The 13,608-nt window shown below is 65.9% G+C and carries 12 protein-coding genes and 1 pseudogene; 6 read left to right on the top strand and 7 right to left on the bottom strand.

Going from position 1 to position 13,608, the window contains the following annotated elements; translation table 11 throughout:
• Positions 1-30: 30 nt before the first annotated feature.
• The 3 genes from E7773_RS14615 to E7773_RS14625 form a co-directional block, all read right to left on the bottom strand.
• Positions 31-648 (bottom strand): glutathione S-transferase family protein, encoded by a 618-nt coding sequence (locus E7773_RS14615; RefSeq protein WP_293992698.1) that lies wholly within the window; start codon positions 646-648, stop codon positions 31-33.
• Between the two features lie 81 nt (positions 649-729).
• Positions 730-1,320 carry a hypothetical protein gene (locus E7773_RS14620; RefSeq protein ID WP_293992699.1) on the bottom strand — a complete coding sequence of 197 codons (591 nt, stop codon included), beginning with the start codon at positions 1,318-1,320 and terminating at the stop codon, positions 730-732.
• Between the two features lie 11 nt (positions 1,321-1,331).
• Positions 1,332-2,339 carry an NAD(P)H-quinone oxidoreductase gene (locus tag E7773_RS14625; protein WP_293992701.1) on the bottom strand — a complete coding sequence of 336 codons (1,008 nt, stop codon included), beginning with the start codon at positions 2,337-2,339 and terminating at the stop codon, positions 1,332-1,334.
• A gap of 46 nt (positions 2,340-2,385) precedes the next feature.
• Here E7773_RS14625 and E7773_RS14630 point away from each other — a divergent pair, with 46 nt between their 5' ends.
• The 5 genes from E7773_RS14630 (at position 2,386) to E7773_RS14650 (ending at position 8,772) form a co-directional block, all read left to right on the top strand.
• Positions 2,386-2,580 (top strand): DUF1192 domain-containing protein, encoded by a 195-nt coding sequence (locus E7773_RS14630; RefSeq protein WP_293992730.1) that lies wholly within the window; start codon positions 2,386-2,388, stop codon positions 2,578-2,580.
• A gap of 139 nt (positions 2,581-2,719) precedes the next feature.
• Complete coding sequence (clpA, locus tag E7773_RS14635; RefSeq protein ID WP_293992702.1) at positions 2,720-5,041, top strand: ATP-dependent Clp protease ATP-binding subunit ClpA; 2,322 nt, start codon at positions 2,720-2,722, stop codon at positions 5,039-5,041.
• A gap of 91 nt (positions 5,042-5,132) precedes the next feature.
• Positions 5,133-6,815: a diguanylate cyclase gene (locus E7773_RS14640; protein ID WP_293992704.1), complete on the top strand. Its 1,683-nt coding sequence runs from the start codon at positions 5,133-5,135 to the stop codon at positions 6,813-6,815.
• 54 nt (positions 6,816-6,869) lie between these two features.
• A complete protein-coding gene (locus E7773_RS14645; RefSeq protein WP_293992705.1) occupies positions 6,870-7,070 on the top strand; it encodes a hypothetical protein in 201 nt (66 codons plus the stop codon).
• A 25-nt stretch (positions 7,071-7,095) separates the two neighbouring features.
• Positions 7,096-8,772 (top strand): long-chain fatty acid--CoA ligase, encoded by a 1,677-nt coding sequence (locus E7773_RS14650; RefSeq protein WP_293992707.1) that lies wholly within the window; start codon positions 7,096-7,098, stop codon positions 8,770-8,772.
• A gap of 131 nt (positions 8,773-8,903) precedes the next feature.
• Here E7773_RS14650 and E7773_RS14655 read toward each other — a convergent pair whose 3' ends face one another.
• The 4 genes from E7773_RS14655 to sdhC all read right to left on the bottom strand — a co-directional run bounded on the left by E7773_RS14655 (position 8,904) and on the right by sdhC (position 12,725).
• Complete coding sequence (locus tag E7773_RS14655) at positions 8,904-9,929, bottom strand: C13 family peptidase (RefSeq protein ID WP_293992708.1); 1,026 nt, start codon at positions 9,927-9,929, stop codon at positions 8,904-8,906.
• Between the two features lie 179 nt (positions 9,930-10,108).
• Complete coding sequence (gene sdhA / locus E7773_RS14660; protein WP_293992710.1) at positions 10,109-11,911, bottom strand: succinate dehydrogenase flavoprotein subunit; 1,803 nt, start codon at positions 11,909-11,911, stop codon at positions 10,109-10,111.
• Complete coding sequence (gene sdhD / locus E7773_RS14665; protein WP_293992711.1) at positions 11,908-12,294, bottom strand: succinate dehydrogenase, hydrophobic membrane anchor protein; 387 nt, start codon at positions 12,292-12,294, stop codon at positions 11,908-11,910. Before sdhD ends, sdhA begins: the two co-directional genes overlap by 4 nt.
• Positions 12,294-12,725 carry a succinate dehydrogenase, cytochrome b556 subunit gene (gene sdhC, locus E7773_RS14670; protein ID WP_293992712.1) on the bottom strand — a complete coding sequence of 144 codons (432 nt, stop codon included), beginning with the start codon at positions 12,723-12,725 and terminating at the stop codon, positions 12,294-12,296. The genes sdhD and sdhC overlap by 1 nt, the downstream gene beginning before the upstream one ends.
• Positions 12,726-12,884: 159 nt before the next feature.
• Here sdhC and E7773_RS14675 point away from each other — a divergent pair.
• Positions 12,885-13,608: pseudogene (locus E7773_RS14675) on the top strand (chemotaxis protein); the annotation flags it as partial.

The following is a 13,608-nucleotide window of genomic DNA, read 5'->3' on the forward strand; positions in this document are numbered from 1 at the left end:
GCTCGGTATAGCGCAGCGCGCCGCGCCGCGTCAGTCGGTGATCGCGATATGCCCCGGCAGCGCGGCCACGCGCGCCAGCCAGGCTTGCACGTTGGGGTAGCGGTGCAGCTCGAACCCGCCGCCCTCGGCGACGTGCGTATAGGCATAAAGCGCGATGTCGGCGAGGCTGAAGCGCCCGCCGGCGAAGAACGGGGTCTGCGCGAGATGCTCGTCCATCAGCGTCAGCGCCGCCTCGCCCGCTTCGTGTTTGGGGCCGAGCTGGACGCGTTGCGCCTCGCTCAAATTGCCCTCGCCCAGCCAGCCGTACCAGAAACGCAACGTCGCGATATTGGGCTCGTGATTATATTGTTCCCAGAACATCCAGCGCAGCATGTCGGCGCGGTCGAAGCGATCGGTCGGGATCAGGTCCGACCCGTCTGCGAGATAGAAGCACGCCGCGCTGCTTTCGGGCAGGAAATCGTCGCCGACCTGGAGCACGGGAATGCGGCCGTTGGCGTTGACGCCCGACAGAAACGCGGGAGAGCGCGTTTCCCCCGCCATGATGTCATATTCGCGCCGCTCGATCGGAATCCCCAGATGCGCCGCGGTCAGGCGGATCTTGTAGCAATTTCCCGACTGGGCGTATTCGTGCAGGATCAGGTTGGCCAATTGCATGCTCCCTCGGTCGGCCGATGCCCGGCTCTCGCACCGCCGTCCAATCGAAACCCCGGCGCCGACGATCAACCCCGCTTATAGAATCCCCGATTGCCGACGCTTGATCACGGCGCGGCGCACTTCCAGCACCACGATGCCGACCAGCGCGAGCAGCGGAATCCAGCCCCACATGTGGTTCCACCAGCGGAAGGTGAAGCCTTCGCCGACCGGTGCCTTCACCTCTTCACGCAGCTTGTGGAGCATATCGTCGTCGAGCGGGTAGAAGAACATCGTCGAGTCCCCGTCGACGTACAGCGTGTAGCCATAATCCTTCGTCGCGAAGAACGGCATCGACAGCACGACGAATTCCTTGATCGAATAACCGAGCCTGGTCGGATTGTTGCGGTACCAATCGCCCACGGACGACGGCTTCGCCCGGTCAGCGAGCCGCGTTAAGGTCAAACGCCGTCCGGTGGGAAAGCTTGCGGTCCCCTCATAGACATAATCGGTGTAGCGGTCGCGATCGGCCGTCGCCGGAAGGTCGGCGACATGATCGACCCACGGCCGGTAAAGCGGCAATTGTGGCCGATCCGACAGCCCTTGCGCCGCCAGAAATACCGCGACCAGGATAACCGCCAGAACGATTTGCGGCCACCGCGGCGGCAGCGCGACTTCTTCTTCCCCCATGATCTCCCACTCTACTCCATCGTCAGCACGATCTTGCCGACATGGTCTCCCGCTTCCATCCGCCGGTGCGCTTGCGGAGCGTCGGCCAGCGGATAGGTGCGGTCGATCACCGGCTTCAATTTCCCTTCCGCGACCAGCGGCCAGACGGTGCGCGCCAGTTCGTCGGCGACCGCGGTCTTGAATGCGACCGAGCGCGGGCGGAGCGTCGACCCGGTCAGCGTGAGCCGGCGGCGCATCACTTCGAACACCGGGATCGTCGCCATCGGCCCGCCCTGCACCGCGATCGACACGTGGCGGCCGTCGTCGGCGAGGCACTGCATGTTACGCGCGACATAGTCGCCGCCGACCATGTCGAGCACCACCGCGCAGCCCGCGCCGGCGGTGATCGCCTTCACCTCGGCGACGAAATCCTGCGCCTTGTAATTGATCGCATGGTCCGCGCCGATCGCGCGCGCCGCGGCACATTTCTCGTCGGAGCCGGCGGTGACGATGATCGTCACCCCGAACAGGTTGCACAGTCCGATCGCCATCGCGCCGATGCCCGAGGTGCCGCCGTGAACCAGCACCGTGTCACGCTCCGCCGCGAAGCCGCGTTCGAACAGATTGGTCCACACGGTGAACAAAGTCTCGGGCATCGCCGCCGCTTCGACCATGGTCAGCGCGTGTGGCACCGGCAGGCACTGGCCGTACGGCGCGACCGCGTAATCGGCGTAACCCCCGCCCGCGACCAGCGCGCAGACCGGCTGGCCCACCAGCTCGGCCTCGACACCCTCGCCAATCGCGACGATCGTCCCCGCGACTTCCAGCCCGAGGATCGAAGGCGCGCCGGGCGGCGGCGGATACATGCCGGCGCGCTGGAGCAGTTCGGGGCGGTTGATGCCCGCGGCGGCGACCTTGATCAGTACCTCGCCCTCACCGGGCGTCGGCACGGGCCGCTCGACGATCCGGAGCACGTCGGGGCCGCCTGGCGTCTCTGGGTCGATCGCTCGCATCGTGATCGGAATCGCCCCGTCGGTCATCGCATCTTTATTGACACGCGAGTCCGCACGGTCAACGCTGGGCCCCATGGATTCCGACGAGAATCTGCCGCGGCCCGGCGAACCGCTCGCGCTCCTGGTCAAACAGGATCTCGATCCGCTGTCGGTCGCCGAGCTCGACGCGCGCATCGCCGCGTTGGAGGGCGAGATCGAGCGAATTAAAAAACATAAACAACGCGCCGTTAACCATCGCGCAATAGCCGACGAATTATTCAAGCGATGAGCGCGAACCGCATCTTCGCGCCGGCATCTCGCCGACATGACGATGCGGACACTGGCCAGCGCTTGATGCGAGGCCCGACCATCCCAACATTCAGGGAAAGGGCCGCGCGTCCCTGCGGCCCGTCAGGAGTAATAGTGTAATGCCGAGTTTCGCCTCCGCGCTCGAAACCACCCTCCACAAGGCGCTCGAAGCCGCGTCGTCGCGCCGTCACGAATATGCGACGCTCGAACATTTGCTGCTCGCGCTGATCGACGACGAACATGCGTCGAAGGTGATGTCGGCATGCGGTGTCGAGCTCGATGATCTGCGCAGCACGGTCGCGAATTACCTCGATACCGAACTCGATGCGCTGAAGGTCGACAAGGCGACCGATCCATCGCCGACCAGCGGTTTCCAGCGCGTCGTCCAGCGCGCGATCCTCCATGTGCAAAGCTCGGGCCGCGACGAGGTGACCGGGGCGAACGTGCTGGTCGCGCTGTTCAGCGAGCGCGAGAGCTATGCGGTCTATTTCCTCCAACAGCAGGACATGAGCCGGCTCGACGCGGTCAGCTTCATCAGTCACGGCGTCGGCAAGGGCGGCGCGCCGGCCGAAAGCACCACGCCCAAGGGCACGAGCGAGGAAGAGAAGCCGGGCAAGTCCGACAAGGGCAAGTCGGAAAGCGCGCTCAAGCAGTTCACCGTCGACCTCAACGAAAAGGCCAAGACCGGCAAGGTCGACCCGCTGATCGGCCGCATGGCCGAGGTCGACCGCACGGTGCAGATCCTGTGCCGCCGGTCGAAGAACAACCCGCTCTATGTCGGCGATCCCGGCGTCGGGAAGACCGCGATCGCCGAAGGTCTCGCGCGCAAGATCGTCGAGGGCGACGTGCCCGACGTGCTCAAGCCCGCCGTCATTTACTCGCTCGACATGGGCGCCTTGCTCGCGGGCACGCGCTATCGCGGCGATTTCGAGGAGCGGCTGAAGGCGGTCGTCAACGAGCTCGAGAAGCTGCCCGACGCGATCCTGTTCATCGACGAGATCCACACCGTGATCGGCGCCGGCGCGACCAGCGGCGGGGCGATGGACGCCTCCAACCTGCTCAAGCCCGCGCTGTCGGGCGGCACGATCCGCTGCATCGGGTCGACCACCTACAAGGAATTCCGCAACCATTTCGAAAAGGACCGCGCCCTCTTGCGCCGGTTCCAGAAGATCGACGTCAACGAGCCGACGATCGAGGACACGATCAAGATCCTCGCGGGGCTGCGCTCGGCGTTCGAGGAGCATCATTCGGTCAAGTACACGCCGGACGCGATCAAGGCCGCGGTCGAGCTGTCGTCGCGCTACATCAACGACCGCAAATTGCCCGACAAGGCGATCGACGTGATCGACGAGGTCGGCGCGATGCAGATGCTAGTGCCGCCGTCGCGCCGCAAGAAGACGATCACCACCAAGGAGATCGAGGCGGTGATCGCGACGATGGCGCGCATCCCGCCGAAATCGGTGTCGAAGGACGACACGCAGGCGCTCGCGACGCTCGAGACCGACCTCAAGCGCGTGGTGTTCGGCCAGAACGACGCGATCGAGAAGCTCGCCTCGGCGATCAAGCTCAGCCGCGCGGGCTTGCGCGATCCCGAAAAGCCGATCGGCAATTATCTGTTCACCGGCCCGACCGGCGTCGGCAAGACCGAGGTCGCGCGCCAGCTCGCCTCGATCATGGGCATCCCGCTCCAGCGCTTCGACATGAGCGAATATATGGAGCGCCATTCGGTCAGCCGGCTGATCGGCGCGCCTCCGGGCTATGTCGGGTTCGACCAGGGCGGACTCCTGACGGACGCGGTCGACCAGCAGCCGCATTGCGTGCTGTTGCTCGACGAGATCGAGAAGGCGCATCCCGACCTGTTCAACATCCTGTTGCAGGTCATGGACCATGGGCGCCTGACCGATCAGCACGGTAAGACCGTCGATTTCCGGAACGTCATCTTGATCATGACGACCAATGCGGGCGCCAGCGACATGGCGCGCGAGACGGTCGGCTTCGGCAACCTGACGCGCGAAGGCGAGGACGAACAGGCGGTGCAGAAGATGTTCACGCCCGAGTTCCGCAACCGCCTCGATGCGATCGTCCCGTTCGGCTACCTCCCGCCCGAAGTCGTCGCGCGGGTGGTGGAGAAGTTCATCCTCCAGCTCGAGCTCCAGCTCGCCGACCGCAACGTCCACATCAACCTGGACGACGAATCGAAGGCGTGGCTGACCTCGAAGGGCTACGACAAGCTCTATGGCGCACGCCCGATGGGCCGTTTGATCCAGGAAAAGATCAAGCAGCCGCTCGCCGAGGAACTGCTGTTCGGCAAGCTCGTCCATGGCGGCGAGGTCACGATCAAGATGAAGGACGGCGCGTTGTCGTTTGCGATCGAGGCCGCCGCGCCCAAGAAGAAGCCGGGCAAGAAGGGCGGCAAGCCCGTCAAGGCCGAGGCCAAGTAACTAGCGTGATCCGGGGCGGCCGCGTGCCGTCCCGCATTATGACAACCGTGTGATTTACCAATAATTTGTTGATCGGGGTTAGGCCCGGTCCATGCGGCGCGCCGGCCATCCTTTTCTCTTGCTCGCGGTGCTGATCGCGTTGGCGATGAGCATCGCCGCGCGGCCAGCCCAGGCGCAGAGCGCGGTCACCGGCGCCCCGTTGTCGGTATGCGTGGCGCGCGTCGCGGCAGGCGACACGGCGGCGGCGATGCTTGGCGCCGCGGGACGGTTCGACTGCGCGACGCCGCAGACCAGGTTCGGCAACGGCGATTACTGGGTCCTGTCGCAACCGCTCGGCACGATCCCCGATGTCCAGATCCGCGAACGCGTCCGGATCGCCAGCCTGTGGCAGGAGCGCATCACGCTCTACGCACTCTACCCGAACGGTCAGGTGCGCGGCTGGGCGTATGACGGCCATGCCACCAGCCGCCATCTCCAGCTCGGCGCGATGATCCAGTGGCGGCTCGACCCCAGGTTCGGCGCCCCGGCACGGCTACTGTGGCGAGTCGACGGCAGCGCGAACCTGCGTGGCATCCTGATCGCGCCGACGCTCGCGACGGCGTCCGAAGCGTCGCGCGCGAACATCGCGATGGCAGCAGTCTATTCGGGGTTCGTCGGGCTGTGCGTCGCGCTGCTGATCTATAATCTCGCGATGTGGGGGGCGCTACGCCACCGCTTCCAGCTCGCCTATTGCGCGATGGTGCTCTCGCTCCTGTGCTACGCTTTCACCTCGTCGGGCGCGCTGGCGTGGGTCAATCCGGCGATGCTCAACAACGACCGGCTGCGCTTCAACTACATCTTCCTGGCGGCGGCAGCGGCGACCGCGCTGATGTTCGCGCGGGCGTTTTTCCCGCCGTCGGTCACCGCCGGCTGGGTATCGCGCTGGGCCAACCGGCTGACCGCGCTGGCGCTGAGCGCGATGGCGTTGTTCGCCTTGCTCGCGCCGTGGCAGATCAAGCTGCTCGATGCGTTCTATGCTGCGAGCTTCGTCATACTGATCGTCGCGGTATTGCCGATCATCATTCGCGCCCGGGCCGAGCGGAGCCCGCACCTGTGGCTGTTCGCGATCGCCTGGGCCGCGCCGCTGTTGTTCGCCGCCGTTCGCCTGCTCGCCAATATCGCGGTGGTGCGATGGAATTTCTGGATCGATAATTCGACCATCCTGGCGATGGCGTTCGAAGCGATCGTCTCGACGCTCGCGATCGCGTACCGTATCCGCTTGCTCAGCGTCGAGCGCGACGAAGCGATCGAGCGCGAGGTCATCGCCGCGCGCCTCGCCGATATCGACCCGCTGACCGGGCTGCTCAACCGCCGCGCGTTCCTGCGCCAGGCGATCGGGCGCGACGGCGAGCAAGTGCTGATCCTGACCGACCTCGATCATTTCAAGCACGTCAACGAAACGCTGGGCCATGACGGCGGCGACGAAGTGCTGCGGGTGTTCGCCCGTGTGCTGCGCCAGGCGGCCCCCGCCGGCGCGCTGATCGCGCGAATGGGCGGCGAGGAATTCGCGATGCTGTGCCCGGCCGATCGCCCGGTGGCCCCCGAAACGGTGCTCGAGCGGCTGCGCACCGCGCGGATGCCGTTCGATATCAGCGTCACTACCAGCATCGGCGCGTGCAGCGGGCCGATGATCAGCGAGCCCGACTGGAAAGCGATGTACCGCCGTGCCGACCGCGCCTTGTTCGACGCCAAGCAGGCCGGCCGCGACCGCGCACGGTTCGCGCGCGCCGCCTGATTTTCCGTCGAAATTCCCTTTGTCGTTGCGCTCGCCGTCGCTTATGGTGAACGCATGCGGCGGGGTCGGACCATCCTGATAGCGGCGGCGTTGCTCGCGATCGTCGCGGTCGCGCGGCATCCGAGCGCGGACATCGAAATCCTGACGCATCAGGCGAGCGACCCCGCGCCGCACCGCGTGCACGCGGTGGTCGATCTTGGGATCGTCGCGATCAACTTCCTGCTGACCTGGACCGCCGGCCGGGTAGCCTCTTAAACCGGTCGCGCTTACACCGGCGTCGATGACCGATCCGGAAGAGATTTGGCGCGGAGCCGCCTATCGTCACCCGACCCCATGGACGACCGAGTTTCCGCCGCTGTCGCTGAGCGCGATGTTCGAGCAATCGGCCGCGCGCCATGCCGACAAGCCGCTGATCGATTTCCTCGGGCGTCATTATTCCTATGCCGAGACGCTCGACGGGGCGAACCGGGTGGCGGCGGGGCTCAAGGCGCTCGGCTACGGCCCCGGCGACCGCATCGGGCTGTTCCTGCCCAACGTGCCGCACTATCTCGCGGCCTATTTCGGCATCCTCAAGCTGGGCGCGACGGTGGTCAATTTCTCGCCGCTCTACACGGTCGAGGAACTGGCGCACCAGGTCGAGGATTCGGGGACGCGCGCGCTGTTCACATTGTCGGCGTCGGCGCTGCTCCCGACCGCGCTCAAGGTGCTCGACCAGTCGAGCGTCGAGCGGCTGATCGTCGGGTCGGTCGCGGGCGTGCTCCCCGCCGCCAAGTCGCTCTTCTACCGCCTGTTCCGGGGGCGTGAGACGACAAAGCGCCCCGACGACCCGCGCATCATCGCTTTCTCCCAGCTGATCGCCAATGACGGCACGGGCGACCACACGGCGGTCGATCCGCTGAAGGACGTGGCGGTGATCCAGTACACGGGCGGCACCACCGGCACCCCCAAGGGCGCGATGCTGACGCACCAGAATCTGTCGGCGAACGCGCGGCAGGTCGAGGGGATGGACCCCGATCCGGGCGGCGAGGACCGCATCATCGGCGTGCTCCCGCTGTTCCACGTCTTCGCCAACACCTGCGTGATGAACCGCACGGTCGCGAACGGCGGGACGATCGTTCTGCTGCCGCGCTTCGACGGCGGGCAGGTGCTCGCCGCGATTCAGCGCACGCGCGCGACCGCGCTGCCCGGCGTGCCGACGATGTACCAGGCGCTGCTGAGCCACCCCAAGCTCGCGGGCGCTGATCTCTCGAGCCTCAAATATTGCATCTCGGGCGGCGCGCCGCTCCCCGCCGAGGTCAAGGCGAAGTTCGAGGCGGCGACCGGCGCGCGGGTGATCGAGGGGTATGGGCTGTCGGAGAGTTCGGGAGTCGTTTCGTGCAACCCATACGCCGTCGACGGCAAACTCGGCACGATAGGCCAGCCGATCCCGGGAACGCACGTGCGGCTGGTCGACAAGGAAGACCCGACGCGCGCCCCACCCGACGGCGAGTCCGGCGAGATCGTCGTGCGCGGGCCGCAGATCATGAAGGGCTATTGGAACCGCCCCGACGCCGATGCCGAGGTGTTTGTCGATGGATGGTTGCGCACCGGTGACGTTGGAGAGATCGACGGCGAGGGCTTCATCCGCGTCGTCGACAGGCTGAAGGACATGATCGCCGTCTCAGGCTTCAAGGTCTTCCCGAGCCAGATCGAGGCGGTGCTCTACAAGCATCCCGCGGTGAAGGAGGCGCTGGTGATCGGGGTGCCCGATGCCTATCGCGGGGAACAGCCGCGCGCTTATGTCACGCTCAACGACGGCATGGCCGCGACCCCGGAGGAACTGAAGGACTGGCTCAACCCGCAACTCGGGCATCACGAGCGGATCGATCGCGTCGATATCCGCCTGACGCTCCCCAAGACGCTGGTCGGCAAGCTCAGCCGCAAGGAACTCGTCGCCGAGGTGAAGGCGGGCGGCTGAGCGGACCGAAGGTCACGAAAGTCACGCCACGTCACCAACACCATGCGACGGACCGTTTGCGTCAACGATGGGAAAGAGAAGGCCGGGACGCTGACACCCGAAATCCTACATTGGAAGCATTTTCGCCGGAGTTATTTTGGCGCGTCGGTGAAGATCGTGATCGCCGGCCGCCCGACCATCGGGGTTGCGGTTCTGGGCATGCGCGCCTCGAGCGGCTTGAGCCAGGTATCGACCTTGCTGCCGATCGCGATCTGCGGCTGCGACGGGATGATCCCCATGTTCGCGCCCATCGCCTCCCATTGCGCGACCAAGGTACGCGCATCCTCGCCCGCCTTTGCCAGCGGCACGGGTTCGCGCATCGCATGGTTGATCATCGCGTCGCCGTAGAACGTCCAGTCCTTGTCCGACTGGCACCCGAACGACGTCCGGTCGGCCGACGCCGCGGTGAACAGCGCGGTATTCTCGTTCGACAGTGTCGGCACGAAGATGCCGGAAAAGCACGCCGACAGGATCAGCAGGCGGTTCTTGATCCCGAGCTCGTCGAACAATCGCGCCATCCGTTCGGGCGGAATGATCCCGAACCCGTCGTCGCCGTCGTGATAGGCCAGGCCGACCTTGGCGCCGTGCCCGGCGGTATAGAGGACGACGACGTCCTGCTGCTTGTCCATCAGTTCGGCGACGCGCGCGAGCGCGACCGCGAGGTTGCGCGGGGATCCGTTGGGCAATGCCGACGGGCCGCTGCCCTCGGTGCCCGCGAGCACGATCGTGTGCCCGACCGCGTTGTAGCGGCGGCTGAGCACCTTGCCCGCTTCGCGCGCCTCGCGCCCGAAGATCGGATCGCTGTCGAGCCCGACCACGACGACATAGGCATCGACCTGCCCCGGCTTCTGCGGCCCCAATGCGGCGAGCGACTTGTCGAGCTTGCGCTGGTCGTCGAGCAGCCATTTGGGCGACCGGTCGCGTTCGAGCTCCGGCCCGAGCGCGAGCGACGCCGCGACCTCGGCCTGATTCTCGCCACCGACGAGCCCGGGGAAGCCGGTGGTGTGCTGCGGCGGGGTATAGGTGGCGGACTGGCCCGTCGCCGACCCGGCGAGCGCAAGGCCGCTGACCGCGATCAGCGCGGCGGCGGAAAGACGGCGAAAAAGCTGGTTACGCATTGATTCTGGCCCCGGTTGTCGCGCGTATCAGGGGGTTAGCGGCGGGGCAGTGTCAAGTGGGGACGAAGCGATTTCAACGTGGCATGGGCAAAGCCCATGCCGTCGGCCGCTGCCTTGCAGCGCCGGCCAGGCTTGGCCGCGCGATGGCGATTAGCTCTCGCTAATCGCCTCGGCCAAGCTCAATACACCCGCTTCTTCGGCTTGATATACTCCGCGTCGTCGGTGAGCGTGTAGTCGTGCACCGGGCGGTAATCGAGCGTCACGCTCCCACCCTTGCCGCCCCAGCCGTCGAACGTCGCGATGGTGTGCTTCATCCAGTTCTTGTCGTCGCGCTCGGGATAATCCTCGTGCATGTGCGCGCCGCGGCTTTCCTTGCGGTTGGCCGCACCGCGGATCGTGACGATCGCCTGGCCGAGCAAATTGTCGAGTTCGAGCGTTTCGACCAGATCGGTGTTCCAGATCAGCGAGCGGTCGGTGATCCCGACGTCGCCGAGCGACTTGTACACTGCGTTCATGTGGACGACGCCTTCGTCGAGCAGCGCGGTGTCGCGGAACACCGCGCAATGCTTTTGCATCGTGCGCTGCATGTCGCCGCGGATCTCGGCGGTCGGCCTGGCACCCTTGGCGTTGCGGAAATGATCGAGCCGCCCGATCGCCTTGTCGTCGGCGGCGGTGATCGGCGCGCCGTGCTTGGTGTTGGGCCGCAGGATCTCGGCGATGCGCTTGCCCGTCGCGCGGCCGAACACGACGAGATCGATCAGGCTGTTCGAGCCCAGCCGGTTGGCACCGTGGACCGAAACGCACGCCGCCTCACCGACCGCGAACAAGCCGGGGACGACCGCATCGGGATCGCCATCCTTCAGGTGGACGACCTCGCCATGATAGTTCGTCGGGATGCCGCCCATATTGTAATGCACGGTCGGTGTGACCGGGAGCGGCTGGCGCGTCAGGTCGACGCCCGCGAAGATCTTCCCCGTCTCGGTAATGCCCGGGAGCCGTTCGTGCAGCACCTTCGGGTCGATGTGATCGAGGTGCAGATAGATATAATCCTTGTTCGGGCCGACCCCGCGGCCCTCGCGCATTTCCGCCGCCATCGAGCGGGCGACGACGTCGCGCGACGCCAGGTCCTTCGCCGACGGGGCATAGCGTTCCATGAACCGCTCACCCTCGGAATTGGTGAGGTAGCCGCCCTCGCCCCGCGCGCCCTCGGTGATCAGCACGCCCGCGCCGTAGATGCCGGTCGGGTGGAACTGGACGAATTCCATGTCCTGCAGCGGCAGGCCGGCGCGCAGCACCATCCCGCCACCGTCGCCGGTGCAGGTATGCGCCGACGTCGCCGACTGGTAGCAGCGGCCATAGCCGCCGGTCGCCAGCACGGTCGCATGGCTGCGGAAGCGGTGGATGCTCCCGTCCTCCATGCACAGCGCGATCACGCCTTTGCACTCCCCGCCCTCCATGATGAGGTCGAGCGCGAAATATTCGATGTAGAAGTCGGCGTCGAAGCGTAAGGACTGCTGGTACAGCGCGTGGAGCATCGCATGCCCGGTGCGGTCGGCGGCGGCGCAGGTGCGCTGCGCGGGCGGCCCCTCGCCCATGTTCTGCATCATGCCCCCGAACGGGCGCTGGTAGATTTTGCCCGCGTCGGTGCGGCTGAACGGCACCCCGGCGTGTTCGAGCTCGTAGACCGCGGCGGGCGCCTCGCGCACCATATATTCGATCGCGTCCTGGTCGCCGAGCCAGTCCGACCCCTTGACGGTGTCGAACATGTGCCAGGTCCAGTGATCCGGCCCCATATTGCCGAGGCTCGCCGCGATCCCGCCCTGCGCCGCGACGGTGTGGCTGCGCGTCGGGAACACCTTGGTGATGCACGCGGTCTTCAGGCCATGCTGCGCGCATTCCATGACCGCGCGCAGTCCCGATCCGCCGGCACCGACCACCACCGCGTCATAGGCGTGGTCGATGATCTTGTAGGCGTCGCTCATCCCGCGACCGGCGTCAGCGCCGCCTTGAGGATCGCGAAGATCGCGGTCACAGCGATCACGGCGAGGAAATATTCGAGCAGGACGATCCCGACGACGCGGCTTTCATCTTCCTGATAATCCTCGATCAGCACTTGCAGCCCGAGGCGGGCGTGCCAGCACGTCGAAATGACGAGCAGGATCATCGGTACCGCGACCCAGGCCGATCCGATCCAGCTGTGGATCGACAGATAATCGAACCCGTTGAGCCGAGTCAGCGAGATCATGAACCAGGCGAGGAAGAACAGGTTGGAGCCGGCGGTCAGCCGCTGGCGCCACCAATGATGCGCGCCCTCATGTGCGCTGCCGAGGCCGCGGACTCGGCCGAGTTCGGTACCGTCGCCCATTACTTTGCCCCTGCGAAAATGACGTCCTTGAGGATCAGACCCCAGAACAGGATGGTGAGGACGACCGCGCCGACGAAGGTCAGGATCGAGCTCGTCTTGTTGGTCTTGAGCTCATAGCCCGCGCCGGTGTCGAGCACGAGGTGGCGGATGCCGCTCATCATGTGCTGGAACAAGGCGAGCGTCAGCCCCACCCCGACGATATAGCCGAGGATGTTCCAGCTCGGCCCGGTGAACCACGACAGGAACCAGTCGTAGCTGTCCTTGCCCGCCGCCAACGCCGCCAGCCACCAGGTGAACAGCAGCCCGCCGACGATCGCGAGCCCGTCGCCGGTGATGCGGTGGATGATCGAGGTCAGCATGTGCGGGCCCATCCGGTAATGGCCGAGATGAGGTGAAAGCGGGCGGTCCGGTTTCGGCGGTGTGGTGGCCAAGGAAAATACCCCAGAAAAGAAAGCGTGCGCCCTCTTACCCCTCGTGCCTTGGGATGCAAGTCGTCCGCCAAATCCTAACCTCTCTTTAACCAACCTCGGGCTAGCCCATGACGGTAAATTGTTGCGTCGTCGTCAGACGTTAGCCCGGAGCATCCGATCTTGAGCACTACCGATCTGCCCTCGTCCGATATGATGGCCGCGAAGGTCCGGCTGTCCGAACGGTTGCGCATCTTCGATTTCGACGGATCGCTCGCTACTGCAAGCCGCGATGTCTGGGCGGTGATCGAGCCCGATATTCGCGAAATCTCCGAGGCCTATTGGCAGCAATGGCTGCGCTGTTTCGCCGACGACCGCGTGTGGGCGCCGCACGAGACCGCCAAGATGATCGACTTGGGGGTCGATTTCCTCAAGCTCCGCTTCCTCAAAACCAGCGAGCGCGGTTGGGTCGAATCGATCTCCCGTTCGGTCGCCGCCGCCTATGCCGGCAAGGTCGAACCCGAAGCCTTGCTCTCGATGATCAACGCCAGCGATCGCGCCGCACTCGACAGCCTGATGCGCCGCGTCGACCGCGACGACCCGCGCTTGCCGACGATGATCGACACCCTGCTGCGCCTGTCGGCGATGGAAGGCGATATCACCGTCGCCTTGTACAATGGCTTCGTCGAGCATGCCGCGCAGGCCGCGCGCGAAGCGCTTGCCGCCGAATTCCGCGATGGCATCGCCAAGGTGGTCGAGCGCTCGAGCCAGGAAAGCCATGCGTTGCGCGATCAGTCGGTTCGCACGTCCACCTCCGCGCGAGGGATGATCGGCAAGACCAGCGAAGTCGCCGCCGCTGCCGAGCAATCGGCGGTCGCGATGCGGGAAGCCGCCCAGACCGCCGCCG

The organism is Sphingomonas sp. (assembly GCF_004799495.1).
GTDB lineage: Bacteria > Pseudomonadota > Alphaproteobacteria > Sphingomonadales > Sphingomonadaceae > Sphingomonas.

Bases quoted from the DNA above. Each gene is read 5' to 3' on its own strand.
- E7773_RS14620 (WP_293992699.1), bottom strand. From the start codon at position 1,320: ATGGGGGAAGAAGAAGTCGCGCTGCCGCCGCGGTGGCCGCAAATCGTT.
- E7773_RS14625 (WP_293992701.1), bottom strand. From the start codon at position 2,339: ATGACCGACGGGGCGATTCCGATCACGATGCGAGCGATCGACCCAGAG.
- E7773_RS14630 (WP_293992730.1), top strand. From the start codon at position 2,386: ATGGATTCCGACGAGAATCTGCCGCGGCCCGGCGAACCGCTCGCGCTC.
- clpA (WP_293992702.1), top strand. From the start codon at position 2,720: ATGCCGAGTTTCGCCTCCGCGCTCGAAACCACCCTCCACAAGGCGCTC.
- E7773_RS14640 (WP_293992704.1), top strand. From the start codon at position 5,133: ATGCGGCGCGCCGGCCATCCTTTTCTCTTGCTCGCGGTGCTGATCGCG.
- E7773_RS14645 (WP_293992705.1), top strand. From the start codon at position 6,870: ATGCGGCGGGGTCGGACCATCCTGATAGCGGCGGCGTTGCTCGCGATC.
- E7773_RS14650 (WP_293992707.1), top strand. From the start codon at position 7,096: ATGACCGATCCGGAAGAGATTTGGCGCGGAGCCGCCTATCGTCACCCG.
- E7773_RS14655 (WP_293992708.1), bottom strand. From the start codon at position 9,929: ATGCGTAACCAGCTTTTTCGCCGTCTTTCCGCCGCCGCGCTGATCGCG.
- sdhA (WP_293992710.1), bottom strand. From the start codon at position 11,911: ATGAGCGACGCCTACAAGATCATCGACCACGCCTATGACGCGGTGGTG.
- sdhD (WP_293992711.1), bottom strand. From the start codon at position 12,294: ATGGGCGACGGTACCGAACTCGGCCGAGTCCGCGGCCTCGGCAGCGCA.